The sequence below is a fragment of the Arthrobacter sp. UYNi723 genome (genome assembly GCF_054057635.1).
In genome coordinates, this window is sequence record NZ_JBSRZM010000006.1 from 142,480 (window position 1) to 164,649 (window position 22,170).

Annotated in this window: 20 protein-coding genes; 12 read left to right on the forward strand and 8 right to left on the reverse strand. The window is 65.2% G+C overall.

The annotated features are described in order from the left end of the window. Window positions 1-7: 7 nt before the first annotated feature. Window positions 8-442 (reverse strand): pyridoxamine 5'-phosphate oxidase family protein, encoded by a 435-nt coding sequence (locus ACVWY0_RS07110; protein ID WP_485836064.1) that lies wholly within the window; start codon window positions 440-442, stop codon window positions 8-10. Window positions 443-675: 233 nt separating this feature from the next. Here ACVWY0_RS07110 and ACVWY0_RS07115 point away from each other — a divergent pair, with 233 nt between their 5' ends. From ACVWY0_RS07115 to ACVWY0_RS07125, 3 genes are all read left to right on the forward strand, one after another. Continuing rightward, window positions 676-1,332, forward strand: a complete 657-nt coding sequence (locus ACVWY0_RS07115) for a DUF6318 family protein (protein WP_485836065.1) — start codon at window positions 676-678, stop codon at window positions 1,330-1,332. Between the two features lie 209 nt (window positions 1,333-1,541). Further along, complete coding sequence (locus ACVWY0_RS07120) at window positions 1,542-2,276, forward strand: PKD domain-containing protein (protein ID WP_485836066.1); 735 nt, start codon at window positions 1,542-1,544, stop codon at window positions 2,274-2,276. A gap of 144 nt (window positions 2,277-2,420) precedes the next feature. Next, window positions 2,421-3,491 carry an alkene reductase gene (locus tag ACVWY0_RS07125; RefSeq protein WP_485836067.1) on the forward strand — a complete coding sequence of 357 codons (1,071 nt, stop codon included), beginning with the start codon at window positions 2,421-2,423 and terminating at the stop codon, window positions 3,489-3,491. 220 nt (window positions 3,492-3,711) lie between these two features. Here the strand turns inward: ACVWY0_RS07125 and ACVWY0_RS07130 are convergent, their stop codons facing one another. Beyond that, a complete protein-coding gene (locus ACVWY0_RS07130) occupies window positions 3,712-4,008 on the reverse strand; it encodes a hypothetical protein (RefSeq protein WP_111908639.1) in 297 nt (98 codons plus the stop codon). Window positions 4,009-4,145: 137 nt separating this feature from the next. Here ACVWY0_RS07130 and ACVWY0_RS07135 point away from each other — a divergent pair, with 137 nt between their 5' ends. Further along, complete coding sequence (locus tag ACVWY0_RS07135; protein WP_485836068.1) at window positions 4,146-6,554, forward strand: Tex family protein; 2,409 nt, start codon at window positions 4,146-4,148, stop codon at window positions 6,552-6,554. An 86-nt stretch (window positions 6,555-6,640) separates the two neighbouring features. Here ACVWY0_RS07135 and ACVWY0_RS07140 read toward each other — a convergent pair whose 3' ends face one another. Further along, complete coding sequence (locus ACVWY0_RS07140) at window positions 6,641-8,953, reverse strand: FdhF/YdeP family oxidoreductase (protein WP_485836069.1); 2,313 nt, start codon at window positions 8,951-8,953, stop codon at window positions 6,641-6,643. Between the two features lie 190 nt (window positions 8,954-9,143). Here ACVWY0_RS07140 and ACVWY0_RS07145 point away from each other — a divergent pair, with 190 nt between their 5' ends. From ACVWY0_RS07145 to ACVWY0_RS07155, 3 genes are all read left to right on the forward strand, one after another. Further along, on the forward strand, window positions 9,144-10,538 hold the full coding sequence (locus ACVWY0_RS07145; protein ID WP_252599377.1) for an OFA family MFS transporter: 1,395 nt from the start codon (window positions 9,144-9,146) through the stop codon (window positions 10,536-10,538). A gap of 1 nt (window position 10,539) precedes the next feature. Beyond that, the gene (locus ACVWY0_RS07150) at window positions 10,540-10,641 is read left to right on the forward strand and encodes an MFS transporter small subunit (RefSeq protein WP_445260433.1); all 102 of its coding nucleotides are present in this window, start codon (window positions 10,540-10,542) and stop codon (window positions 10,639-10,641) included. A gap of 151 nt (window positions 10,642-10,792) precedes the next feature. After that, on the forward strand, window positions 10,793-12,475 hold the full coding sequence (locus ACVWY0_RS07155) for a phosphodiester glycosidase family protein (RefSeq protein WP_485836070.1): 1,683 nt from the start codon (window positions 10,793-10,795) through the stop codon (window positions 12,473-12,475). A gap of 247 nt (window positions 12,476-12,722) precedes the next feature. Here ACVWY0_RS07155 and ACVWY0_RS07160 read toward each other — a convergent pair whose 3' ends face one another. The 3 genes from ACVWY0_RS07160 to ACVWY0_RS07170 form a co-directional block, all read right to left on the reverse strand. After that, window positions 12,723-13,583, reverse strand: a complete 861-nt coding sequence (locus ACVWY0_RS07160) for an SDR family oxidoreductase (RefSeq protein ID WP_485836071.1) — start codon at window positions 13,581-13,583, stop codon at window positions 12,723-12,725. 48 nt (window positions 13,584-13,631) lie between these two features. After that, the gene (locus tag ACVWY0_RS07165) at window positions 13,632-14,534 is read right to left on the reverse strand and encodes an NERD domain-containing protein (RefSeq protein ID WP_485836083.1); all 903 of its coding nucleotides are present in this window, start codon (window positions 14,532-14,534) and stop codon (window positions 13,632-13,634) included. 117 nt (window positions 14,535-14,651) lie between these two features. Beyond that, on the reverse strand, window positions 14,652-15,566 hold the full coding sequence (locus ACVWY0_RS07170; protein ID WP_485836072.1) for an MSMEG_6728 family protein: 915 nt from the start codon (window positions 15,564-15,566) through the stop codon (window positions 14,652-14,654). A 253-nt stretch (window positions 15,567-15,819) separates the two neighbouring features. Between ACVWY0_RS07170 and ACVWY0_RS07175 the strand changes: the two genes are divergently transcribed. Next, entirely contained in the window at window positions 15,820-16,359 is a 540-nt protein-coding gene (locus ACVWY0_RS07175) for a hypothetical protein (protein ID WP_485836084.1), read from the forward strand. Window positions 16,360-16,556: 197 nt separating this feature from the next. Here ACVWY0_RS07175 and ACVWY0_RS07180 read toward each other — a convergent pair whose 3' ends face one another. Beyond that, a complete protein-coding gene (locus ACVWY0_RS07180; protein ID WP_485836073.1) occupies window positions 16,557-17,231 on the reverse strand; it encodes a transglycosylase family protein in 675 nt (224 codons plus the stop codon). Between the two features lie 290 nt (window positions 17,232-17,521). On the opposite strand from ACVWY0_RS07180, the gene ACVWY0_RS07185 reads away from it, so the two are divergent. The 4 genes from ACVWY0_RS07185 (at window position 17,522) to ACVWY0_RS07200 (ending at window position 20,818) form a co-directional block, all read left to right on the forward strand. Next, window positions 17,522-18,604, forward strand: coding sequence for an adenosine deaminase (locus ACVWY0_RS07185; RefSeq protein WP_485836074.1), 1,083 nt, complete (start codon window positions 17,522-17,524; stop codon window positions 18,602-18,604). Between the two features lie 240 nt (window positions 18,605-18,844). Further along, window positions 18,845-19,780 carry a pullulanase X25 domain-containing protein gene (locus tag ACVWY0_RS07190; protein ID WP_485836075.1) on the forward strand — a complete coding sequence of 312 codons (936 nt, stop codon included), beginning with the start codon at window positions 18,845-18,847 and terminating at the stop codon, window positions 19,778-19,780. Between the two features lie 157 nt (window positions 19,781-19,937). Further along, window positions 19,938-20,483, forward strand: a complete 546-nt coding sequence (locus tag ACVWY0_RS07195; RefSeq protein ID WP_463861946.1) for a YceI family protein — start codon at window positions 19,938-19,940, stop codon at window positions 20,481-20,483. Between the two features lie 5 nt (window positions 20,484-20,488). Then, window positions 20,489-20,818 carry an acylphosphatase gene (locus tag ACVWY0_RS07200; protein ID WP_485836076.1) on the forward strand — a complete coding sequence of 110 codons (330 nt, stop codon included), beginning with the start codon at window positions 20,489-20,491 and terminating at the stop codon, window positions 20,816-20,818. An 88-nt stretch (window positions 20,819-20,906) separates the two neighbouring features. On the opposite strand, the gene ACVWY0_RS07205 is transcribed toward ACVWY0_RS07200, so the two are convergent. Next, complete coding sequence (locus ACVWY0_RS07205) at window positions 20,907-22,130, reverse strand: MFS transporter (RefSeq protein ID WP_485836077.1); 1,224 nt, start codon at window positions 22,128-22,130, stop codon at window positions 20,907-20,909. Window positions 22,131-22,170 lie beyond the last annotated feature (40 nt).

A 22,170-nucleotide genomic window follows, 5' to 3' on the forward strand; every position in this document is an offset into this window, starting at 1 on the left:
CGGGCTCCTAGATTTCGTGCTCCGGCTGGTCGCCCAGCTCGAAATGGCGGCCGCTGACGGACGTGGGCACGATCTCCACGTAGAAATCCTTCAGCGTCGGCACCCAGGATTTCAGGCCGAGCTCTTCGACGGCGGCGAGTTCGGCTGAGTTGGTCAGGACGCGCGCCGTTCCCCGCAGCACCACCGACCACGCTTCATCCGAGAGGATGCCGTCCGTTTCAAGCAGCACCCTGGAGTTGATGGTGAGTTGCGCCAGCTTGTTGCCTGGCGCGGTGCGGAGGTAGATTTTCCGGTCCGAGGTGAGGTAGTTGACGGGAAATATATCCGGCTCGCCGGCAACGGAAACCACCAGCCGGCCGTGCCTGGTAGCTTCCAGGAGTTTCCAGGACTGCTCGTCGTCGAGCTCCAGAACGGGGTTGTCATCTGCGTGCGTAAACATCATGCAGCCTATTCTTCTACGTTCGGTAGAAGAATTCTAGGGGTTGCGCGTGGGAATCCGGTGCGCAAGGGGCTGGCAGGGCGACTATCCGTGTGACTTTTTATTGGTCCTTCGCGGTGGTAGAACCGATGGCGGGTGGCTGTGGATAACTTTCATCGCTCAAATGTGTCCTGGGCTACCCTTAAGGTCATTGTTCGGAGCGAGGCGTCTTGAAACTATCGGGGGATTAGCTGCCCATGACATCGCACATCAGTTCCACTACTTCGCGGCGTTCGCGCCTGCACTTTGTTGCTGCTGTTGCCGCTTCTGTTTTGCTGTTGACCGGTTGCAACGCGGGTGGCGACCCTGGGGGCACCTCGTCCGCGTCTCCGACTTCGACGGCAAGCCCAAGCGCAACGCCGACCCCGACGCCGACTCCTGCTTATGTGCCCGCTTCGGCTAGCGGCCGTTCTCAGAACGTGCCGGTGCCGGTGTTGCCTGAGGTCGCAAAGACGGAGACGAAGGAGGGGGCCATCGCGTTCGCCCGCTACTGGTTCGAGGTCCTTAGCTATTCCTATGAGACGGGTGAGCTTTCACTTCATGAAAGCCTGACACCTCAAACATGCGCGCCATGCCAAAAGTCCGCGGAGGCGATAAGAGCTTGGCATTCCGAAGGCAGGTGGCTGGTCGGAGGGCAGATCAGCACCCCCGCGGTAGATACAACGTTCTCACGGGATGAAGCTGGGAAATACAAGGTATCCGTCCAAGTGCATCAGATTCCACTGTCATATGTCCGCGCAGATGGGACGGTTGCGCATACCGACCCACAAGGTGCGGATCAAGGCAACCTGCTGATCATTTCGTACAGCTCCGATTCGTGGCGGCTGGACGAAGTCGGAAGCATCGTTGGATAACAGTGTCTACCCGTCGACCGCTTGGATATCGCGGAATGTTACTTGCCGCGGGGCTGCTCGTAACGCTCTTTGTATCACCGGCTCATGGTGCCGGTAGCGATGATCCAGAATTTGATGGCGCTTGGACACCGGACTCAGCCGGAGTCGGAGGTTATGTGTGGGACGCCGAGGCCAATGACTTCGTTCAGCAAGCACCCGGGGCCCCAATTTTGGATCCCAACAACTACAAGTACGAACTGCAGTGCCACCTTGGCGGGGGCGACTTCGATTCCGTGTGCTTACGTGATCAGGTTGAATGCACGAACGGGCCGGACGGCGAAGACGGGATCCCGGTCATCTGGTATTCCATGCCGAGAGGCGTTCCTGGAGCCGTCTGGGCAATCCATTCGGGGCCAACTTGTCTCTACGATGCTCGGCCCGAGGACCTCCTGCCGCGCATCGCCGAACAGATCCAGCAGCAGTTCGAGAGCCTGCCCATCAACGCCGGAGCCGTCGTCGCGCAGCCCAGTCCCAACACGCTCCGCGGTGCTGAGACGAACTTCTACGCCGACGCCTCCGAGCAACAGTTCGACGTAACGATGCTCGGGCAGAAAGTGCATGTTGTCGCCACGCCTGTTCAGTACAAGTGGAATTACGGCGACGGAACCGTCTTCGGTCCACAGCCTTCCATGGGTGGGCCGCTGCCACAGGACCGCTGGGGTGAGAAGACCCGAACAAGCCACGTCTACGCGGACACTGGCGACTTCCAGGTTGTCCTCACGACGTCCTTCCAAGGCACGTATTCCGTGAACAACGGACCACCGCTGCCTATACCGGGCCAAGGCCAGTTCAGCGCACCGCCGCAGACCATCAGCGTCTGGCGGTCCATCACAAGGAACTACGCCGACGACTGCAACCAGAACCCGCAGGGTCAAGGTTGCCCGGGCGTGGCATCGTCCCGATAGCAGGCGGCAGGCGGCCGGAACCTAGCAACTCAAAAACCAGCCAAGCCACCCCCCGCAGAGAGTGATCCCCGCCTCCATCGGAATACTTGCACGCGCCGCGCAGTTGGGCACAGCAGTACCAATTCACCTCGAAAGGAACTGCGCATGCTGTTTTCCCCCTTGACTCTTGGCGAGCTTGAACTGCCCAACCGCCTGGTAATGGCACCCCTGACCCGTCTCCGCTCAGGCGAGGACGGTGTTCCGGGTCCCTTGGTCGTGGAGCACTACCGGCAGCGCGCATCCTTGGGACTCATCGTCAGCGAAGGCATCTACCCGAGCCCCGCCGGACGCTCCTACCCGGGTCAGCCCGGTCTAGTCACCGCGAAGCAGATTGCCGCCTGGAAGAAGGTCACCGACGCGGTGCACGCTGAAGGCGGCCGGATCTTCGCCCAGATCATGCACGGCGGACGGGTTTCCCATGCGGACATCACCGGCGGTCATACCATCGTGGGTCCGAGTTCCGTCGCCATCGAGGGCGAGGTCCGCACCCCGTCCGGCAAGCAGCCGTATCCCGTCCCGCACGCGCTGACCATCGGTGAGCTGCCCGTCGTGATGCAGGAAATCGTCACCGGCTCGATCAACGCCATTGAAGCGGGATTCGACGGCGTGGAGCTGCACTCGGCCAACGGCTACCTTCTTCACGAATTCCTTGCCCCGAACTCCAATGTCCGCAACGACAGCTACGGCGGCTCGCCGGAGAACCGGGCCCGCTTTGTGATCGAAACGGTCAACGCCGCGGTGGCTGCGGTGGGTTCGAGCCGCGTGGGCATCCGCATCTCGCCGGAGCACAGCGTCCAGGGCATCGCCGAAACGGATGCGGCCGATGTCCGCGCCACCTACGAGGTGCTGGTGGACAGCATTGCCCCGCTCAACCTCGCCTACGTCAGCATCCTGCACCACGAGCCCACGAGTGAGCTGGTCCAGGATCTCCGGGCGCGCTTCAACGGCACGTTCCTGGTGAACTCCGGCTTCGGCACCATGACCACCCGGGAGGAAGCAACCGCCTTGGTGGCCGACGGCCATGCAGATGCTGTGGTGGTGGGGCGCCCCGCCATTGCCAACCCGGACCTCGCACGCCGCTGGAAGGAAAGCCTTCCGCTGAACGAACCGGACCCGTCCACCTTTTATGCAGACGGCTCCATAGGCTACACGGACTACCCCGCGTATTCGGCTTAGCGGTCAATGCTGGCCTCAGCCAGAGCTTAACGACGACGGCGGCACCCGGCTTGGGTGCCGCCGTCGTTGGCTGCTCGGTGTGCTGTCCCGGCAGCGCGCGCCAATTAGCCATCCGACGGCTGTTTTGGCTCATCTTTCAACGTTGGCCCGCCCAGGTTCACAAGCGCTGAGCGGTAAACACCAGAATACTCCAGCGAATGGACTATTGCTAGGGAAATAACTAAAGGTATGCTTCCCGGCCCGTTCCTTCGCGCATCACCAGCTTGTCGTCCTGAATGGAGACGAGCAGGCTTTTGGGCTTTCCGCTGACTTTGGCAATGGCTTTCAGGCCGCGGTTGGTGACTTCCACTCCCACCTGCGCCCCTTTCGCGGGCAGCTCCACGGACGTTTCGTAGGCTTCTCCCAGTAGCGGGTTGGTGGACACGCCCATATCGCGGCGGACCTCCTTGCCGTTGACCATGACGGTGATGTTGGCCTCGTCGAATCCTTCCTGAAAGACGATGAGCAGTTCACGCATGGTGGCCCTCTTCCTCGAAGTGATTGCCTGTGACGGCATATCAACTACAGCACTTCACGGCCCGGAGCGGAATACCCGGCCGGCTGCCCGGCCGGGCGTTGCTGGAGACCATCAGGCCCGTAGTGCAAAATGTTCAGGTGACCCAACTCCCGCACGTCCCGTCCGCCCCCGCGTCTGCCCCAACTCCGGACAGCGCCATCCATGCCCAGATCGCCGCCGAGCTTGGCGTGAAGACCTGGCAGGTCAAGGCTGCAGTGGACCTGCTCGACGGCGGGTCCACCGTTCCGTTCATCGCCCGGTATCGCAAGGAAGCCACCGGGACGCTGGATGACACGCAGCTGCGCGAGCTCGACGAGCGTCTGCGCTACCTCCGCGAACTCGAGGACCGCCGTCGTACTATCCTCGAAGTGATTGCGGCGCAGGGGCAGCTGACCCCCGAGCTGCAGGCAGCGATCCTCGCCGCGGACACCAAGTCCCGGCTGGAGGACATCTACCTTCCGTTCAAGTCCAAGCGCCGCACCAAGGCCCAGATCGCCCGTGAAGCCGGGTTGGAGCCGCTCGCCGATGTGCTGCTGAAGCGGCCCGACCTGGACCCGGAACGCGAGGCTGCCAGGTACCTGAACGCCGAACACTCCATTGATGACGCGGCCGCCGCGCTCGCCGGCGCCCGTTCCATCCTGGTCGAGCGGGTTGCGCAGGATCCGGACCTCGCCGCAACCCTGCGCGAGCGGCTGTGGACGCAGGGGCGGATGGTGTCGCGGGTGAAGAAGGGCAAGGAGTCCGACGGGCAGAAGTTCGCCGATTACTTTGAGTTCGCCCAGGCGCCCACCGGGATGCCTTCGCACCGGGTGCTTGCGCTGTTGCGCGGTGAGAAGGACGGCGTCCTGGAGCTGGATCTCGCCGAGGCGGATCCGAACGACGACGACGCCCTGGCCGCCGCGCGTTCCCGTTACGAATCCGCTGTGGCCAGGTGCCTCGGGGTCGCCGATCGCGGCCGTCCCGCCGATTCGTGGCTGATCCAGACCGCGCAGCTTGCCTGGCGCTCGCGGGTGCTGGCCCGGCTGACCGCCGACCTCCGCGGACGGCTGTTCACCGACGCAGAGGACGAGGCTGTCCGGGTGTTCGCCGCCAACCTCCGCGACGTGCTCCTGGCCGCACCCGCCGGAAACCGCGCCACTCTTGGGCTGGACCCGGGACTGCGGACCGGCGTGAAAGTTGCCGTTGTGGACGGCACAGGCAAAGTGGTGGCCACCGACACCGTGTACCCGCACGCGCCTGCCCGGAAGTGGGACGAGGCCCTCGCAACGTTGGTGCGGCTGGCCCGGAAGCACAACGTGGAGCTGGTGGCCATCGGCAACGGAACCGCGTCCCGGGAGACGGACAAGCTTGCCGCGGAACTGATCAAGCTGCTGCCGGCCGCGGAGACGAAACCGCAGAAACTGGTGGTTTCCGAGGCCGGGGCGTCGGTGTATTCCGCGTCGGCGCTGGCCTCGGCGGAGCTGCCGGGCATGGATGTGTCCCTGCGCGGAGCGGTTTCCATTGCGCGGCGGCTTCAGGATCCGCTGGCGGAATTGGTGAAGATCGATCCCAAGTCCATCGGCGTGGGGCAGTACCAGCATGACGTCACGGCGTCGAAGCTGGACCGCAGCCTGGACGCGGTGGTCGAGGACTGCGTGAACGCGGTTGGCGTTGACGTGAACACTGCTTCGCCCGCGCTGCTGAGCCGCGTGGCCGGCGTCGGACCTTTGCTGAGCGAAAACATTGTGGCGTACCGCAACGAACACGGGCCGTTTGCCAAGCGCAGCGAACTGAAGAAGGTGCCCCGCCTGGGTGCGAAGGCGTTTGAGCAGTGCGCCGGCTTCCTGCGAATCACCGGCGGAGCAGAGCCGCTGGACGCATCGAGCGTGCACCCCGAGGCGTATCCGATTGCCCGGAAAATCCTGGTGGCCGCGGGCTCGGCGCCGGCGTCGTCACTTGATCCACGCGCCTTCGTTGACGGCACCTTTGGTTTGCCCACGGTCCAGGACATCCTGGCGGAGTTGGACAAACCAGGCCGCGATCCCCGACCCGCTTTTGCCGCGGCGACCTTCTCCGAAGGCATCGAGAAGATCTCCGACCTCAAGCCCGGCATGGTGCTTGAGGGGACCGTCACCAATGTGGCCGCGTTCGGCGCATTTGTGGACGTGGGAGTGCACCAGGACGGCTTGGTTCATGTGTCGGCGCTGGCCAACCGCTTTGTCTCCGATCCCCGTGAGGTGGTGAAGTCCGGGCAGGTTGTCCGCGTGAAGGTTCTGGAAGCCGATCCGGAGCGGAAACGGATTTCGCTGACCTTGAGGCTCGACGACGAGCCGGCACCGTCCGCCGGCCGGCCGCCCGGCGGCCGCCCGGCGCGGGCGGCCGATGACGCTGCGGCACGCTCGGCCGGCCGGGGGCCACGCCCGGAGGCCAGCGGGCGCAAAGTCGCGCCGGCACCAACAGCAGCCACGGCGAGCCCGCCGAACACCGCGCTGGCCGAAGCCCTGCGTCAGGCGGGCGTTGCCACCTAGCGATTCCGGGTCCGTTCTGCCAGGCGGAGCGGCCGCCGGCGCTACCGCCGGCCGCCCCAGTCCCCAACCTCCAGCGCGGAGCCCGGTCAGCTCAGCTGCTTGGCGTGCTCCTCATGCGGAAGGAAGCGGACCGTCATCGCTTTGTAGCCGGGCGTGTTGGACTCCCGAGCCACGAGCCCGCGGTGCACGAGGGCGTTTGCCTCCGGGAAGTAGGCCGCGGCGCACCCGCGCGGGGTGGGGTAGTGCACCAGCCGGAACTTGTCGGCGCGGCGCTCCTCGCCCTGGAACGTGCTGATGACGTCCACCAGTTCGCGGTCCTGGAAACCGAGCTCGGCAGCGTCGTCCTTGTTGATCAGGATGACCCGGCGGCCGTTGGAGATGCCCCGGTAACGGTCATCCAGCCCGTAGAAGGTGGTGTTGTACTGGTCATGGCTGCGGATGGTCTGCAGGATCAGGTGCCCCTCAGGCGGGGTCAGGTACTCCAGCGGGCTGACCGTGAAGCGCGCCTGGCCGATGTCCGTCGCGAAGCTCCGCGTATCCCGTGGCGGGTTGGGCAGGATGAAGCCGTTCCTGGTCCTGAGCCGCTTGTTGAAGTCCTCGAAGCCGGGCAGGACACGGGAAATGTGGTCGCGGACAACGTCGTAGTCATCGGCCATCGCCTTCCAGTCCACGGCGTGGTCGTCGCCCAGGGTGGCCAGGGCCATGCGCGCCACGATGACGGGTTCCGCGAGCAGGTGGTCTGAGACCGGCTTCAGGCGTCCCTGCGTGGAGTGGACGCAGGACATCGAATCCTCCACGGAAAGGATCTGGCGGCCGCCCGGGTGCTTGTCATCGGTGTCTGTCCGCCCCAAGGTGGGCAGGATCAGCGACGTCCGGCCATGAACCACATGCGAACGGTTGGGCTTGGTGGAGATGTGGACAGTCAGCCCGACGCGCTGCATGGCAGCCTCCAGCATCTCGGTGTCCGAGCAGGCCAGCGCAAAGTTTCCGCCCATGGACACGAACACATCGACGTCGTCGCGTTCGAACGCCTCAACGGTTTCCACTGAGTCGACGCCGTGGCCCCGCGGGGAAGTGATACCGAACTCCTGGTCGAGGGCGGCGAGCAGCCATTCCTTGGGCTTCTCCCAGATTCCCATGGTGCGGTCGCCCTGAACGTTGGAGTGGCCGCGGACCGGGCAGGCGCCGGCGCCGGGCTTGCCGAAGTTGCCCTGCACCAGCAGCAGGTTGATGATTTCCTTGAGGGTGTTCACTGAATGCGGCTGCTGCGTCAGACCCAGCGCCCAGCAGATGATGGTGGCTTTGGAATTAACCAGCATCTGCGCCACTGTGGAGATCTGCAGGCGGGAAAGTCCGGTGGCCTTCTCGGTCTCTTCCCAGTCGATGCACTGCCGGGCGGCACGGTAAGCCTCGAACCCGGCTGTATTTGCGTCGATGAATGCGCGGTCCACCACCGATCCGGGAACGCGTTCCTCCTCCTCAAGCAAAAGATGGCCCAGGGCCTGGAACAGCGCAAGGTCTCCGCCTACCTTGATCTGCAGGAACTCATCGGCAAGCGAGGACCCGTTGCCGATGACTCCGGAGACCGACTGCGGGTCCTTGAAGTTGAACAGTCCCGCTTCCGGCAGCGGGTTCACGGCAACGATCTTGCCTCCGTTGCTCTTGCAGTCAGCCAGGGCGGACAGCATGCGGGGGTGGTTGGTGCCGGGGTTTTGCCCGACGACGAAGATCAGCTCGGCCTCGTGGATGTCCTCGAGGGAAACGGTGCCCTTGCCGATGCCGATGGTCGGGTTCAGGGCGGTGCCGGAGGATTCGTGGCACATGTTGGAGCAGTCCGGCAGGTTGTTGGTGCCGATGGAGCGGGCGAACAGCTGGTACATGAACGCCGTCTCGTTGGCGGTCCGGCCGGACGTGTAAAAGACCGTGCGCTCCGGGGTGCTGGCCAGGACGTGCTCGCCGATGAGGTCGAATGCTTCCTGCCAGGCGATGGGGGAGTAGTGGGTTTCCCCGCTCCGGACCACCATGGGATGGGTGATGCGGCCCTGGTTGCCGAGCCAGTATTCGGTCTTGGTCGAGAGCTCCGCGATGGAGTGTTCCGCCCAGAACTCCGGGGTGACCGTCCGGAGCGTGTTTTCCTCCGCGATGGCCTTCGCGCCGTTTTCGCAGAATTCGGCGGGCTTCCGCAGTCCCTGGGATTCCGGCCATGCGCAGCCGGGGCAGTCCGTTCCGTTCCGCTGGTTCAGCCGCAGCAGGGACTGGACGGTCCGGGTGACGCCGGCCTGGGCGAAGCCGCGCTCAAGGGCAACTTCGACCGCCTTCAGCCCGGCGGCCGACTTCTTGGGTTTGCCGACCAGCAGGTCATCTTCGTTGATGTCATCGACAGGAGCTCCACGTTTCATGGCTTCATACTCGCCGGTAATGGGGGAGAAAACGAAATGGGCGGTATGGTGGCGCGCCCGGTGTGCCGCGCTGGAACCGCTTACCGCGGCAATCCCACCGTTGGGCGCAAAGCGTGGTGATGCTGGTGTGACGTGCACCATAATTTGCGGAGGACCGGGCCGACGTTGCCGCGGACATTGAGGAGAAAATATGGGCTGGCTGGATCGTGAACACACTATTGCCCCACCGGGGTTCAACCGCTGGCTAATCCCGCCGGCGGCACTGGCCGTACACCTGTGCATCGGGCAGGCCTACGCAACCAGCGTGTACAAGACAGCGCTGGTCAAGCATTTTGATGCCAGCCTGACCGAGATCGGGGTGATCTTCTCCATCGCCATCGTGATGCTGGGACTGTCCGCTGCGATCATGGGGACCTGGGTGGACAAGCACGGGCCCCGGAAGGCGATGTTTACCTCGGCTGTCTTCTGGGCCAGCGGCTTCCTGGTCGGATCATTGGGGATCTTCAGCGGCCAGTTGTGGCTCGTCTACCTGGGCTACGGCTTCATTGGCGGCATCGGGCTCGGCATCGGCTACATTTCGCCGGTGTCAACGCTCATCAAATGGTTCCCGGACCGGCCGGGCCTGGCCACCGGCATGGCCATCATGGGCTTCGGCGGCGGGGCGCTCATCGCCAGCCCGGTCTCAAGCGCCCTGCTCAAAATGTACGACCCCGCTTCCGGAGCGAAGGACTGGGTGGCCAGCGGCGACGCCGTCGGAAAGCTCTTCCTGTCGCTCGGCGTCGTCTATCTCGCCTACATGCTCTTTGGTGCCTTCACCATCAAGGTTCCGGCCCATGGCTGGACGCCCGCGGGTTTCGACCCTGCCAAGGTCAAGGCGGCAAAGCTGGTCACCACGGAGCACGTTTCGGCGGCGAATGCGGTGAAGACCAAGCAGTTCTGGCTGGTCTGGATCGCCCTGTTCTGCAACGTGACCGCGGGCATCGGCATCCTGGAGCAGGCAGCACCGATGATCCAGGACTTCTTCCGCCAGTCCGACGGCGTCTCCCTGGTGAGTGCCGCCGTCGCCAGCGGCTTTGTGGGACTGCTGTCCATCGGCAACATGGCGGGCAGGTTCGCCTGGTCAGCTACGTCCGATGTCACGGGCCGCAAGCGTATCTACATGGTGTACCTCGGCGTTGGCGCCGTTCTTTACACCGTGCTGGCACTGGCCGGCTCGGCCACCACGGCCCTGTACGTGATCCTTGCCTTCGTGATCATCTCTTTCTACGGCGGCGGTTTCGCCACCGTGCCCGCCTACCTGCGGGATCTATTCGGGACGTTCCAGGTGGGTGCCATCCACGGCAGGCTCCTGACTGCGTGGTCTGCTGCGGGCATTGCCGGGCCGCTGATCGTGAATGCTTTCCTGGACGCCCAGGGGAAGCCGGGCCAGCTCACAGCGGCCTCGTACCAGCCTGCTCTTCTGACCATGGTCGGGTTGCTCGTGATCGGCTTCGTGGCCAACCTGATGATCAAACCAGTGGACGCCCGGTTCCACGAACCCCGCCCGGACAGCGTCCGGTCCGAAGTACCCGCAATGGAGGCCTGAGATGAGTTCAGTACAGCTTGCAGTCGGCTGGTCGATCGTAGGTATCCCGCTGGCCTACGGCGTGTTCCAGACCCTCACCCGAGTGGCCGCCCTGTTCGGGTGAGCTGACACCCGGGAGCGAACCAGGACGCTCCGGCCACCGCTACGGTGGCCGGAGCGTTGCTGTCTGACGGTGGATGAACAGCTCGCCAACTCTGTGGAAACAGGCCGGAGTTTGGCCGCGCCCGGCCTGCGGCGCCGCTACGTTAATCCGTATGAAATCAACGGTTCCAGGGTTTACGCGGAAGAAAAGCGGGTCGCTGACGGCAGCGGGCGCGTTGGTTGCTATGACGCTGATGGCTCCGCCGGTCGCCGGCGCGTCAACCGGCGGGGCCGGGCCAATCCCGGTCTTCGGGGAGGTGGCGCCTGCAACCAAACTCGACCTCGGCGCTCCGGACCTGCCGGAAAGCCGCACGGTGAGCACTGTTGCGCCTGGCGTGACCAGGACGTCAATTTCGCGGGGAACAGCAACCACCGCCCTGTTCTGGACGGCGGAGGTCACCATTCCGTCGTCGGACCCCAAAGTTTCCGCTTCCGCCTTGTCCAGCGAGCCCACTGCCCGACGGGTGGCTGCAGAGTTGGTCGCCGCGGGCTTCACTGCGCGCGTGGAACGGGTCGTCTCGCCTCAGCTGGCCGATGCTGGCGGCGAGCTTGGCTTCCGGGTTCGAGTCGGGGAATTCGCCAGCCGTGAGGACGCTGCTGCCACCATTGCCGGCGTCAAGGCAGCCGGCTACGCCGCGTCGGCCTGGTACGTCGGCTGGGACGGGGATCCGGCCAGTGCCGACCAGTCGCGGGGCCCGTGGAACCTTCAGGTTCTGACCATCGACCCGAAGGAGTTCGATGGCGAAATCGCTGCGACGTTCGGGCCCGACCTTGAGCGGCGGGAGACCACCAGCCAGCTCGCGGCGGACGCCGGAGCCGTTGCCGCCGTCAACGGAGGCTTCTTTGTTTTCGATCCTGCCGCCGGCGCGGAAGGCGACCCTGCCGGGGCCGGAGTCTACTCCGGGCAGGTGCTGAGCGAGGCAGTAGGTGACCGGCCGGCATTGGTAGTCGACGGCAAAAAGGCGAGGGCCGGCGTCGAACGCCTCAGCTGGGAGGGTACGGTGTCCGACGGCGGCAGCGTCCTTCCCTTGGACGGTATCAACCGCGTGCCGGGGCTTATCCGCAACTGCGGCGGGACGCCGGATGACGTGGTGACCAGTGAGCCGCTGCACGACGTCACGTGCACAGACGCAGACGAGATCGTTTCATTTTCTCCGGAATTCGGTGCAACCACACCGGCGGGGCCAGGACTGGAGGTCGTGCTGGACGCCACCGGCACAGTGACCGCGGTAAACCGCAGCCGCGGCGCCTCCGTTCCTGCCGGGGGTGCCAGCATCCAAGCGATCGGGACCGACGTCGAAAGGCTCCTGGAACTGGCAAAGCCCGGGGCGCACCTGGGGCTGACGTCAGAGCTGGTTGCCGCGGACGGGAAAGAGTTCGAGGCAGGTCCGGGCTCGCACGTGCTCAACGGTGGGCCCGCGTTGATTGAGGACGGCAAGATCGGAGTGACAGCGCGGCGCGACGGCATGGTGCACGACAGGAACCCGGGGATGTTTTACGGCTGGGCGCACAAACGCAACCCGAGAACGATTGCCGGAACGGACGCTGCCGGGCGGTTGGTCCTGGTGACGGTGGACGGGCGGCAGACCGGTTCCCTGGGACTCAGCCTCCAGGAGTCCGCACAGGTGGCAAAGTCCCTGGGGCTGACTGAAGCGATCAATCTGGACGGCGGCGGATCCACCACCATGGTGGTCAACGGCGCAGTGGTGAATACGCCGTCCAATGCGGGGGCCGCCGAGCGGCCGGTAGGCGATGCGCTGGTGGTCCTGCCCGGCCGCGAGCCAGCCGCACACTGACAGGTCCGGTGCCTGCGCTTTTTTGACGGGTCACCCGGCCACGCTGGATGCGATCGCGCCGAAAACGCGCAGCATCATCGTCTTCCCGCGAGGGACCGACCAGGACCGTGAACTTAGCTGCCTATGTGGGTCACCCCGAAGGACGCCCAAACACCCAGACAGCGGCCGGCGCCGCAGGGGCCGCAAGTGTACGCTCGCGCCCGGCCTCAGGTGTTGGCTCGCCATGGTGGGCAGATAGGCGGCTGGCTTAGGGGTGGCGGACTGCGGTGCGCGCCAGAACTGCCCGGTAACCTTCCCGGAACGTCGGGTAGGTGAACTCGAGCCCGGTCCCGCGGAGCAGCGTATTGCTGCAGCGTTTGTTGCCACCACGGGCCTCGCCGGCCGGTCCGATGGGAGGTTCCGGATATCCCATTTCCAAGGCCAGGAACCGCAGTACATCCCCAAGTTCAGCGGGAGAGTTGTCCACGCCGACATATACCGGCGCAGGCATAGCTTCCATCGTGGCCAACTGGACGATCGCCGCAGCGGCGTCGTCCCGGTGGATCCGGTTAGTGAAGCGTGGTTCGTCGGGAACCACGGCAGTCCCGCTGCGGACCTGGTCAATCAACCGCGTCCGGCCCGGACCGTAGATCCCGCCAAGCCGCAGTGTAACGGGAGAAGTACCCGTGCCGCGCAGCCGCGAAACCAGGAGTTCCTCCGCCTCAAGGAGGATCCGTCCGGAGAAACCGCCAGGTGCCGGCGTCGTACTCTCATCAACCCAGCCACCGCCAGCGTCCCCGTAGACAGCGGTAGAGGACACAAAAAGCACCCGCCGCGGCGTCACACCGTCGCGCTCCAGGGCATCCAAGACGTGCGCCAGCCCGTCCACATAGGCGGCACGGTAGGCCGCTTCCGTGGGTGAGTCAGCCGCAACCGCCACGACGACGGCGGTGGTGTCCGCCGGAACCGCGGGCAGATCCGCAGAGCCCAGGTCCGCCGCCACGCCTTCGATCGCAGCCGGCAGTTTTTCGGGTGAACGGCGCCAGCCCACCACCCGATGCCCTGCCGCGGCGAAGCGCAAGCCTGCTTCAGTGCCAAGATCGCCGCAGCCGGCCAAGAGAATCGTCATGGTGAAAGTCTGCCATTCCCACCGTCGTGACTCGCATTCGCGGCTTGATCAGGGCGCTGGAAGGGTGGAAACTACCGCTGGCGCGGGAACCGGGACTCTCTGCGGCTGGGGCGAAAGTTGTGAGAGCACGTTGGAGAGCACACCGAGGGCGAAAATGATCAGTGCCAGCCGAAAGAGCACCCCCAGGCAGCTCGTCCTTTTCCTGCGTGCAGGCTTTGGTCGAGCGCTAACTGGAGGGCGTATGGTGCGTGGGTCATCGGAGGGGTCGCGTGCAGTGCGCCACCGTGCCAAGGATGTGGCAGGGCCTGCAGCATGCATGAAATCCGAAGGCCCAGTCGGAACACTTCCAGTGGTTAGAAGCGGTGGACTTGACGCTCCGGCAAGCAGGTTGGTCAGGAATTGGTGAATGGCTTCGACTGTGTTCGCATCAAGCACGGCCGGCACAGCACCTATGGCGCGGCATACGGTGTCGATGCCCTGGACCCGCGCACCGCTGGCGGTGGTGCCCTGCAGATCGGGTTGTCCAACCATGCACAGCCACGCTTGAACGTAGCGGCGGTGCCGCGGTTCCAGGAGGGCTGCCACCGCTGAGCACTGCTCTACCACCCCGGAGACTTCTCGCTCACGGGAGTAACCGTTTTGCCGCAGGACGCCGTTCCGGAGATGGATGTCGCCGGACCAGTTCTTCGCATCGATCACGATGACGCCGCCCGGGCCCACTAACACATGGTCCAAATTGGCTTTAGGCCGCCCTGGCCAATGCACGTCATGAAGGGCCATCCAGCCCTGGGGCTGCAACGTTTCCAGGATCGCCGCAACCCGGGCTTCACCAGCGGCACCCGCGGCCCACGCCCGTTCCGCCCGTTCTGCGTAGTCGAGCTGGCGTCTCAGTTTGGCCGCTCGTTCCGCCGCGATCCGCGCCTGCTCAGCAGCGCCGTCGCCTGCCCCCATTTTCGCCCCCAAGCTGTTGGTGCTCGCTGCCAGCACTCAAGGATCACTGTAAGGGAAAAGTTGCGCGGGCGTGCAGCAGGTAGGCCTCCTCAGGGGCGAGAGACCGGGCGTGGTGCGTCAGGGAGCGGGAACCGGGAAGAACACCCGGGGGTCCTGCAGGAGCGCGGGGTAATCGAACGCGGACCGGTCGATCACCTCGGTGACGGTGAAGGTGCGGCCGAACCGGCCGTCGTCGAGCGTGATGGGACGGCCCAGCACCTGCCCGACGGCGAACTTGTTGCCGTCCTCAAACGAAACCGCGACGGTCGTCTTGCCGGGGAGGGTGGCGAATGCTTCCTCCTGCGCCTGGCGCTTCCGGGTGGGCTTCTTCACGAGCTGCTTGCGCGGTAGCTTGCGCGGCTGCTTGGACGGGCGGCGGGAGCCGTCGTCGACGTAAACGGGGGAGTAACCGTCCTCGGGAGCGCCGGGCGCAACAGCACCGCCGCGGCGGATCGGCGGCAGGGCCACGGTATCCAGCGTCTGCGGATCGATTTCGGCGTGCGGGTCGCGGAGGATCCAGAAGATGTCGCCCTCGGGTTCTGCCGGATAGAACTCGTGCTTGGGCTCAGGCCAAATGAAGTCCAGGTCCAGGTCGGCGTCCGGGAACACCGTCTTGTAGAACTTCGGTTCCTTACGGAGCAGCTTCGCGCGGTGGCTCAGGTGGAAATCGGGATTTCCGAGCCACTCCGGCAGCGGGATCTTGGCCGCGTAGTCCGGGTGTGCTGCCTGGGGCGCGAACTCGGTGATGTTGGCGCGCGTGTTGTCTTCATGGCCGCGGGTGGTCCATTCGTCCACCATCGCCAGACCGTACATGGTGAGCGCCGGAACGTGGCCCATCCACATGCGGACGGCGGGATGGTCCAGCCAGCCGTACTCGGGAATCACCAGAGCCCGGAGGGTCTGCAGCGCCTCGACACGCTGCTTGCCAAGCCTGGCGGTGTCCAGTGCTGCGGCGCTCTGCCGGAAATCGGGATACGGAAGGAAGGTTTGCATCCCTTCAGTCTGACGGCATGCGGCGGATGTGCCAATTGCAGTGCCCGGCGCCACATGAACGGGATCCGGCGGCAGCGCCCCCTGAGCGCGAAGGAGCAGCGGAATAGTTCATATAGTGGACCGATACATACAGCGGGTGCCGCTAACCACTAAGATCACCGAAACGCCCCACCGTCCCGGAAGCCCCCCAATGACAATTTCTCCTGTTGTGACCGCCGGTTCAACGCAGCTGTTTGTGCCCAAGTTTGGGCAGATGCTTGATCCGGAGGCCAAGGGCATCCTGGTCCTTGATGAATTCACCCTTGACCCGGCCGCGGCACGCCACGAGCAGCACGGCTTTCGTGCGGCCATGGCCTCCGTGGCCCTGACACTGCGCCGGATCGTCGCGCTGCGGATCGTGATCGCGCTCGTGGCCATCGGCAACCTGCCCCTGTTCCTGATGTCCAGCGGCTGGTGGATCTACGCTGTCTCCCTCGCGTTGGTGATCGGTGTGCACCTCGCCGTCTCCTGGCTCAACAAGCACGAGCCCAAAGTGCGCCAGCGCCAGATGCTGGAACTGCACCTGCACCGCGAGAAGAGCGCCAACTACCGCAAGGTCCGCGACGCCGTGAAGTACATGATCGACACCCCCAGCCGCATGAACGAGCACCTCTACCTTGAACTCCTGGCCGCCAAGCGTGTGGCGCTGAACCTTGCCCACGGCACAGTGGCCCTGCTGGACACCAGCGACGACGCCGCGTGGAAGGTTCGCATCATCCGCGAGATTCCGGCCGCGGCCAAGGCAGCAGCCTAAGCCAGCAGGATCGCGGCCGGCAGGAAGATCAGGTCCCTGCCAGCCATTCAGTACACAACAACGGACGACGCCGGAGCTCCCCAGCGAGGGGAGCTCCGGCGTCGTTGTTTCCCGGGGTTGTTGCTGCCGGGTTTTGTTGTTTCCGCGGGCCGTCCGTTCTTGGGGAAAGGGGCGGTTCCCGCGGAAAGTGTTGAAGCTTAGGCGGGAAGCTGGAGGACCTGCCCGGAGAACACGAGGTCCGGGTTGGCAATGGTGTCCAAGTTGGCGTCCGCCAGGCTCTGCCAGCCGCCGTCAACGCCAAGCTTGTCGGCGACGGTGCTCAGGGTGTCGCCGGGCTCAAGCGTGTAGGTCTCGCCACTCAGTTCCACGGGCGCGGCGTGCTGCGGAGCCGTCACGGCATCCGTCGCGGCCGGCACGGCTGGTGCCTGCTCCACAGGCGCCTGGACTGGCACGCTCTCCACAGGCACCTGGACCGGCGCACTCTGGACTGGCGCGCTCTGGGGAGTCACCGCCGTCGTACCCCCTCCGCCGCTCAGGCCAAGCTGCGCGGCGCAGGACGGCCACGCTCCCCAGCCCTGCGACGCCTGGACCTGTTCGGCCACGGCGATCTGCTGCTCGCGGCTGGCGTCGGCTGCGGAACCGGTGCCGCCGTAGGCAGCCCACGTGCTGGCGCTGAACTGCAGGCCGCCCGAGTAGCCGTTGCCGGTATTTGTGGCCCAGTTTCCGCCGCTTTCACACTGCGCCAGTGAATCCCAAGTTGCGCCGTCGGTGGCCGCGTTTGCTGCGGTGACGGAGAGTGCAAGGCCGGCTGCGGAAATGGCGGCGACGGCTACTCCACGGCGTGCGGCAGTACGAATGGTGTTGTTGTTCATGGTGTGATGCTCCTGAAGGCCACCAGCGCTCGGTCCGTCCCGGGAGGTTATTGCGCCACTGCCCGCCCCTGACGATATAGAGGTCAATTTTCGGTGTCTGCCGGCCGGGCAGTTCTGGTGGAGGCAGCACCGGGCATTCATGTCGCCCGAAGAACGGGCTTGCATTTCACGCTAGGACATCAGGAGGCCGTTATCAAACCGAGATGATTTCTGGTGGTCAGCTGGTGATGTCCTGATGGAGGTGGTCTGCTGAAAGGGCGCGGACCGGCTTGCAGGCATATCCTGACCGGATGAATATCTTTGCGGACGGAACCGCGGTGCCCGAAACTGAAGCTGCCGCCACTGAAGCTGCCGCGGCAGAAACAGAAACAGCAACAGACCTGCAGGAAGCTGCGCCGCTCCTGCCTGTTGCGGAACTGCACCTGCACATTGAGGGCACGCTGCAGCCGGAGCTGATCCTCGAACTGGCCGAACGCAACGGCATCACGCTTCCGTATTCCGGGATCGCGGAGCTCCGGGGACTGTACGAGTTCACGGACCTGCAGTCCTTCCTGGACCTTTACTACGCCAACATGGCGGTGCTGCAGACCGAACAGGACTTCGCCGACATGACCCGCGCCTACCTGGCCCGCGCCGCGGCAGCGGGCGTCCGGCACGCGGAGATCATGATGGACCCGCAGGCCCACCTGTCCCGCGGCGTCAGCCTGGAGACCTGCGTCAACGGGGTGGCGTCGGCGCTGGCCACCTCCCAGGAGGACTTCGGCATGTCCACCCTGCTGATTGCCGCATTCCTGCGGGACCAGTCCGAGGAATCGGCGCTGGAGGTCCTGGACGGGCTGCTGGCCCTGAACGCCCCCATCGCGGCCATCGGCCTGGATTCGGCCGAGGTGGGCAACCCGCCGGCCAAGTTTGAGCGGCTGTTCGCCAAAGGCCGCGAAGCGGGCCTGCGGCTGACCGCGCACGCAGGCGAGGAGGGGCCGCCGTCGTACATTATCGAAGCGCTGGACATCCTGGGAGCGGAACGGATCGACCACGGCATCCGCTGCATGGAGGACCCGGACCTGGTGGAGCGGCTGGTTGCGGACCGGATTCCGCTGACGGTCTGCCCGTTCTCGAACGTCCGGCTGCGTGCCGTGGACACCCTGGCGGACCATCCGTTGCCGGCCATGCTCGCCGCCGGGCTCAACGTCTCCGTGAACTCGGACGATCCGGCCTACTTCGGTGGGTACGTGGACGACAACTTTTCCCAGCTGAAGGCCGTTTTTGATCTTTCAGACTTCGACAGGGCACGGCTCGCGGCCAATTCCATCCATTCGTCGTTCGCCTCCGAGGAGCGCAAAGCCGAGCTCCTGGACGAGCTGAACCGCGGGTAGCTCCGCACGTTCCTGCTCGCTACACTGGTGCCCGGGCGCGTCCGGGAAGAGTCCGGCGATACCCGGGATTTCCGCTTCAGGGTTGAGTAAACAGCCCCCTAGCCGAGACTCCTGCCTCACTTCTGCTGTAATGCGCGTCATAGTCGGTCATGACACGCAGAGTTAACCAATTCAAGTCGCGCGATTTAGCAGGGTCTTGGCAGGATGCCTAGTGACAGATCGCATTATGCAAGGGGAATCATGGCAAAGTCCATCGCAGATAACACCGACCTCCGACTCAAGACCGTGCTGCACGTCCTGACGGAAGGCGTCTGGTCCGGCGGTTCACTCAATACCGGCGAGGTTCTGGCGGAAGCCACCGCGCGCGTGCCGTTCAGTGATCACGAGGCCACGCTGCTCAGCGGTGGCATTCCGCGTGGACACAAGACGCTCACGTCCGCTACGGCCAAGCTGGTGAAGGCCGGCTGGCTGGTCAAGGGCCGTTCCGGCTGGACCATCACCGATGACGGCATGCGCGCCACGGTCGCGTTCCCCGATGCGGATTCCTTCGCCGTAGCGCTCGACGCCGGCACTCCGGTTCCTGCCTACGTCGCCATTCCGCCGGCGCCGGCACCCGCACCCGCACCCGCACCCGCACCGGCACCGGCAGTGGCAGCGGCAGTCAAGGCGGCTCCCGCCAAGAAGGCCCCGGCAAAGCGGACTCCCGCTAAGAAGGCCGCCGAAGCCGTCGGGAAGGCTGCCAAGGCCATCGAGGACGCCATCGAGGACGCCGTGGAGCCCGTGGTCAAGGCCGTCCGCTCGCGCAAGGCAGCGCCAAAAACTGCGCCCAAAGCAGCGCCCAAGGCAAAGGCAGAAGCGCCTGCAGTGGAGACTTTCCCGCAGCCCGAGGCTGTCGCCGTTGCCGGCGACTTCAACACCATCCTGGGCGCTCCGGAGAACTGGGCCCCGCAGTATGACGAGGCCCAGCTGACGCTTGATGCCCTGGACCAGCTTTGGAAGATCAGCGCCGACCTGCCCGCCGGCTCATACACCTTCAAGATCGCACTGAACCGTTCGTGGGACGAGAACTACGGCGCGTTCGGCACGTTCGATGGCCCCAACCACGAACTGCACCACGACGGCGGCTCGGTCACCATCCGCTACGACCACCGCACGCGGGACATCACCATCAACTGACCAGGCCCGCCCAGCCCGCTGAGTTTTCGTCCAGATAACGGCATCTGGGGGCGGATTTGGGCGCAGTATCTGGACAAAAACTCCGGAGTGAAGCAGTGTGGAAACCGGTCGTCCTGGCCGGTTTCCACAGCACTGTTTCCCACAAAGGAGATGCAAAGTGACCCTACCTTCAGGCCTGACATCGGGCGTCTGGACCCTGGACATGTCGCACAGCGAGATTGGCTTCACTGTCCGGCACGCGGGCATCAGCAAGGTCCGCGGACGTTTCACGGACGCCTCGGCCGAAGCCCGCGTTGGCGCATCCCTCGCTGAGGCTTCGCTTCACGCAACAGTCAAGACGGCCAGCTTCGATTCCGGCGACGCCAACCGCGACGGGCACGTGAAGGGGGCGGATTTCTTCGATGTGGAGGAGTACCCCGAGATGACGTTCCGGGCCACCTCGGTGGAGGGCGACGGCGAGGACTACACGCTCACGGGCGATCTCACCATTCGCGGAATCACCAAGCCGGTGGAGCTGGAGGTCGAGTTCACCGGCGTAGCCGTGGACCCCTTTGGTGCCACCCGCGCAGGATTCTCCGCCGAGTGCGACATCAGCCGCAAGGAGTTCGGCCTGACCTGGAATGCCGCCCTGGAAGCCGGCGGCCTGCTGGTGAGCGACAAGGTGAAGATCAACGTCGAAGCTGCGCTGGTTAAGCAGTCCTGACTGCCATGAGTTTTTCCTGGCGCCGCGATGACTCCAGCCGGGATAACCCTGACCGGGGGAGCGGCGATATCCGGCTCTCTGCCCGCGTCTTTGGCGTGGTGCAGGGGGTCGGATTCCGTTTCTGGACGATGGGCAAGGCCGACGAACTGGCGCTCAAGGGCGTGGTGAGGAACCTCGACGACGGCTCGGTGTCTATCGTGGCCGAAGGGCCGGAGCAGCAAGTCCAAAAGCTCCTGGACTGGCTGAGATCAGAGAACGCGCCCGGCCGGGTGGAACGCGTGGAGGAGTCAATCTCCGCGGCCGACGGATCGTTCCGGGACTTCCGGGCCCGCTGAGCGGGGCCCCTGACCGGCTTCACGCCAGCCCCGCGGGGGAGGGGGGCTATGTGGACGTTGGGGACGTTTTTTCGGCGCCGTCTGGAGGCTACGGCGACGTTGCTTCGGCCAAAGTGGCTTGGCGTTCCTTCGGCCCCGGCGGATAGGCGTGCCGCCATCCCGCCAGGATCAGCACAAACGCGACGACGGCGGGGATTGCGGCGGCGATCGGGATCAGGAGCGGCCCCGCGATGGTGAGGGCGGCGGCGCCGAACATCGCGCCGATCATGATCCCGATCTGGATGGTCAGTACCGTCAGGCCGTTGGCGGCGTCCCTATACTCGCCGCCGGCCCGGAGGATGGCCGACTGGTTGTAAATCCCCATCGCGCCGATGCCTGTGCCCCAGACCAACATCAGGACCAGCGTGACCGGCAGCGCCAAGGCCGGCAGGACGTTTCCCACCAGCGGGAGCAAGGCCACGGACACTACAACGCCGGCGACGGTGATCAGGAGCCAGCGACGCGGCCGGGAATCCACGGTGATGCCGGCGATCCAGATGCCCACCAGCCCGGCAACACCGAGAACACTGATGGACAGTGGGATGCTGAAGTCGGGCAGCCGGACCTCGTGCAAGAACGGCGCAATGTAGGTGAACAAGGCGAAATGGGCCATAAGCATCAGCGGCCAGGCGACGGCGACAGTCTTCACTCCCGGCTGGCCGATCGCCTTGCGGATGGATGGGTGCGGAGCATCGGGGATGCGCCGCACCGGGGGAAGCAGCCACACGGCAAGGAGCGCCAGCACCACCCCGGAGGCGGCCAGGACCAGGAACGCCGCGCGCCAGCCGACGATGTTGCCCAGGGCGGTGCCCACCGGGGCGCCGATGGCCAGTCCCAGGCTGTTGCCGCTGAACACGATGGCCAGCGCCTTGCCCACTTTGTGGGCGGGGACGATCCGCGCCACAAACGGGGCCATGGCGGACCACAGCAGGCCGTGCGCGATGCCGCCCACCACGCGTGAACCCATGGCCGCGCCGAAATCGGAGACGATGGCCACCAAGGCGTTGCTGGCCGCGAAGAACAGGATCAGCGCGATGAGCAGGTAGTGCCGCGGGACCCGCGACAGCAGCAGGGACAAGGGGATAACGGTGACCACGATGATGGCCGCGTAACCGGCCGTCAGGTACCCGGCGGTCGCCTCGGAGACCCGGAAGTCGGCGCTGATCTGGGGCAGCAGGCCGGAGGGCAGGAGTTCGGTGGTGATGGCGGTGAAGCCGATGGCGGCAAGGACTATCAGGGCGCCGACAGGCAACCTGTTGCTCTGGGAGGTCACCCCACGAATTTACCCTGCTTTGACGCTGAGAACGCGGTTT

What these genes read in the sequence shown, in the direction of transcription:
- ACVWY0_RS07155 (WP_485836070.1), top strand. Translation starts at nt 10,793, where the DNA reads ATGAAATCAACGGTTCCAGGGTTTACGCGGAAGAAAAGCGGGTCGCTG.
- ACVWY0_RS07130 (WP_111908639.1), bottom strand. Translation starts at nt 4,008, where the DNA reads ATGCGTGAACTGCTCATCGTCTTTCAGGAAGGATTCGACGAGGCCAAC.
- ACVWY0_RS07175 (WP_485836084.1), top strand. Translation starts at nt 15,820, where the DNA reads ATGCTTGATCCGGAGGCCAAGGGCATCCTGGTCCTTGATGAATTCACC.
- ACVWY0_RS07145 (WP_252599377.1), top strand. Translation starts at nt 9,144, where the DNA reads ATGGGCTGGCTGGATCGTGAACACACTATTGCCCCACCGGGGTTCAAC.
- ACVWY0_RS07140 (WP_485836069.1), bottom strand. Translation starts at nt 8,953, where the DNA reads ATGAAACGTGGAGCTCCTGTCGATGACATCAACGAAGATGACCTGCTG.
- ACVWY0_RS07200 (WP_485836076.1), top strand. Translation starts at nt 20,489, where the DNA reads ATGAGTTTTTCCTGGCGCCGCGATGACTCCAGCCGGGATAACCCTGAC.
- ACVWY0_RS07165 (WP_485836083.1), bottom strand. Translation starts at nt 14,534, where the DNA reads ATGGGGGCAGGCGACGGCGCTGCTGAGCAGGCGCGGATCGCGGCGGAA.
- ACVWY0_RS07115 (WP_485836065.1), top strand. Translation starts at nt 676, where the DNA reads ATGACATCGCACATCAGTTCCACTACTTCGCGGCGTTCGCGCCTGCAC.
- ACVWY0_RS07110 (WP_485836064.1), bottom strand. Translation starts at nt 442, where the DNA reads ATGATGTTTACGCACGCAGATGACAACCCCGTTCTGGAGCTCGACGAC.
- ACVWY0_RS07190 (WP_485836075.1), top strand. Translation starts at nt 18,845, where the DNA reads ATGGCAAAGTCCATCGCAGATAACACCGACCTCCGACTCAAGACCGTG.
- ACVWY0_RS07180 (WP_485836073.1), bottom strand. Translation starts at nt 17,231, where the DNA reads ATGAACAACAACACCATTCGTACTGCCGCACGCCGTGGAGTAGCCGTC.
- ACVWY0_RS07125 (WP_485836067.1), top strand. Translation starts at nt 2,421, where the DNA reads ATGCTGTTTTCCCCCTTGACTCTTGGCGAGCTTGAACTGCCCAACCGC.
- ACVWY0_RS07160 (WP_485836071.1), bottom strand. Translation starts at nt 13,583, where the DNA reads ATGACGATTCTCTTGGCCGGCTGCGGCGATCTTGGCACTGAAGCAGGC.
- ACVWY0_RS07170 (WP_485836072.1), bottom strand. Translation starts at nt 15,566, where the DNA reads ATGCAAACCTTCCTTCCGTATCCCGATTTCCGGCAGAGCGCCGCAGCA.
- ACVWY0_RS07150 (WP_445260433.1), top strand. Translation starts at nt 10,540, where the DNA reads ATGAGTTCAGTACAGCTTGCAGTCGGCTGGTCGATCGTAGGTATCCCG.
- ACVWY0_RS07185 (WP_485836074.1), top strand. Translation starts at nt 17,522, where the DNA reads ATGAATATCTTTGCGGACGGAACCGCGGTGCCCGAAACTGAAGCTGCC.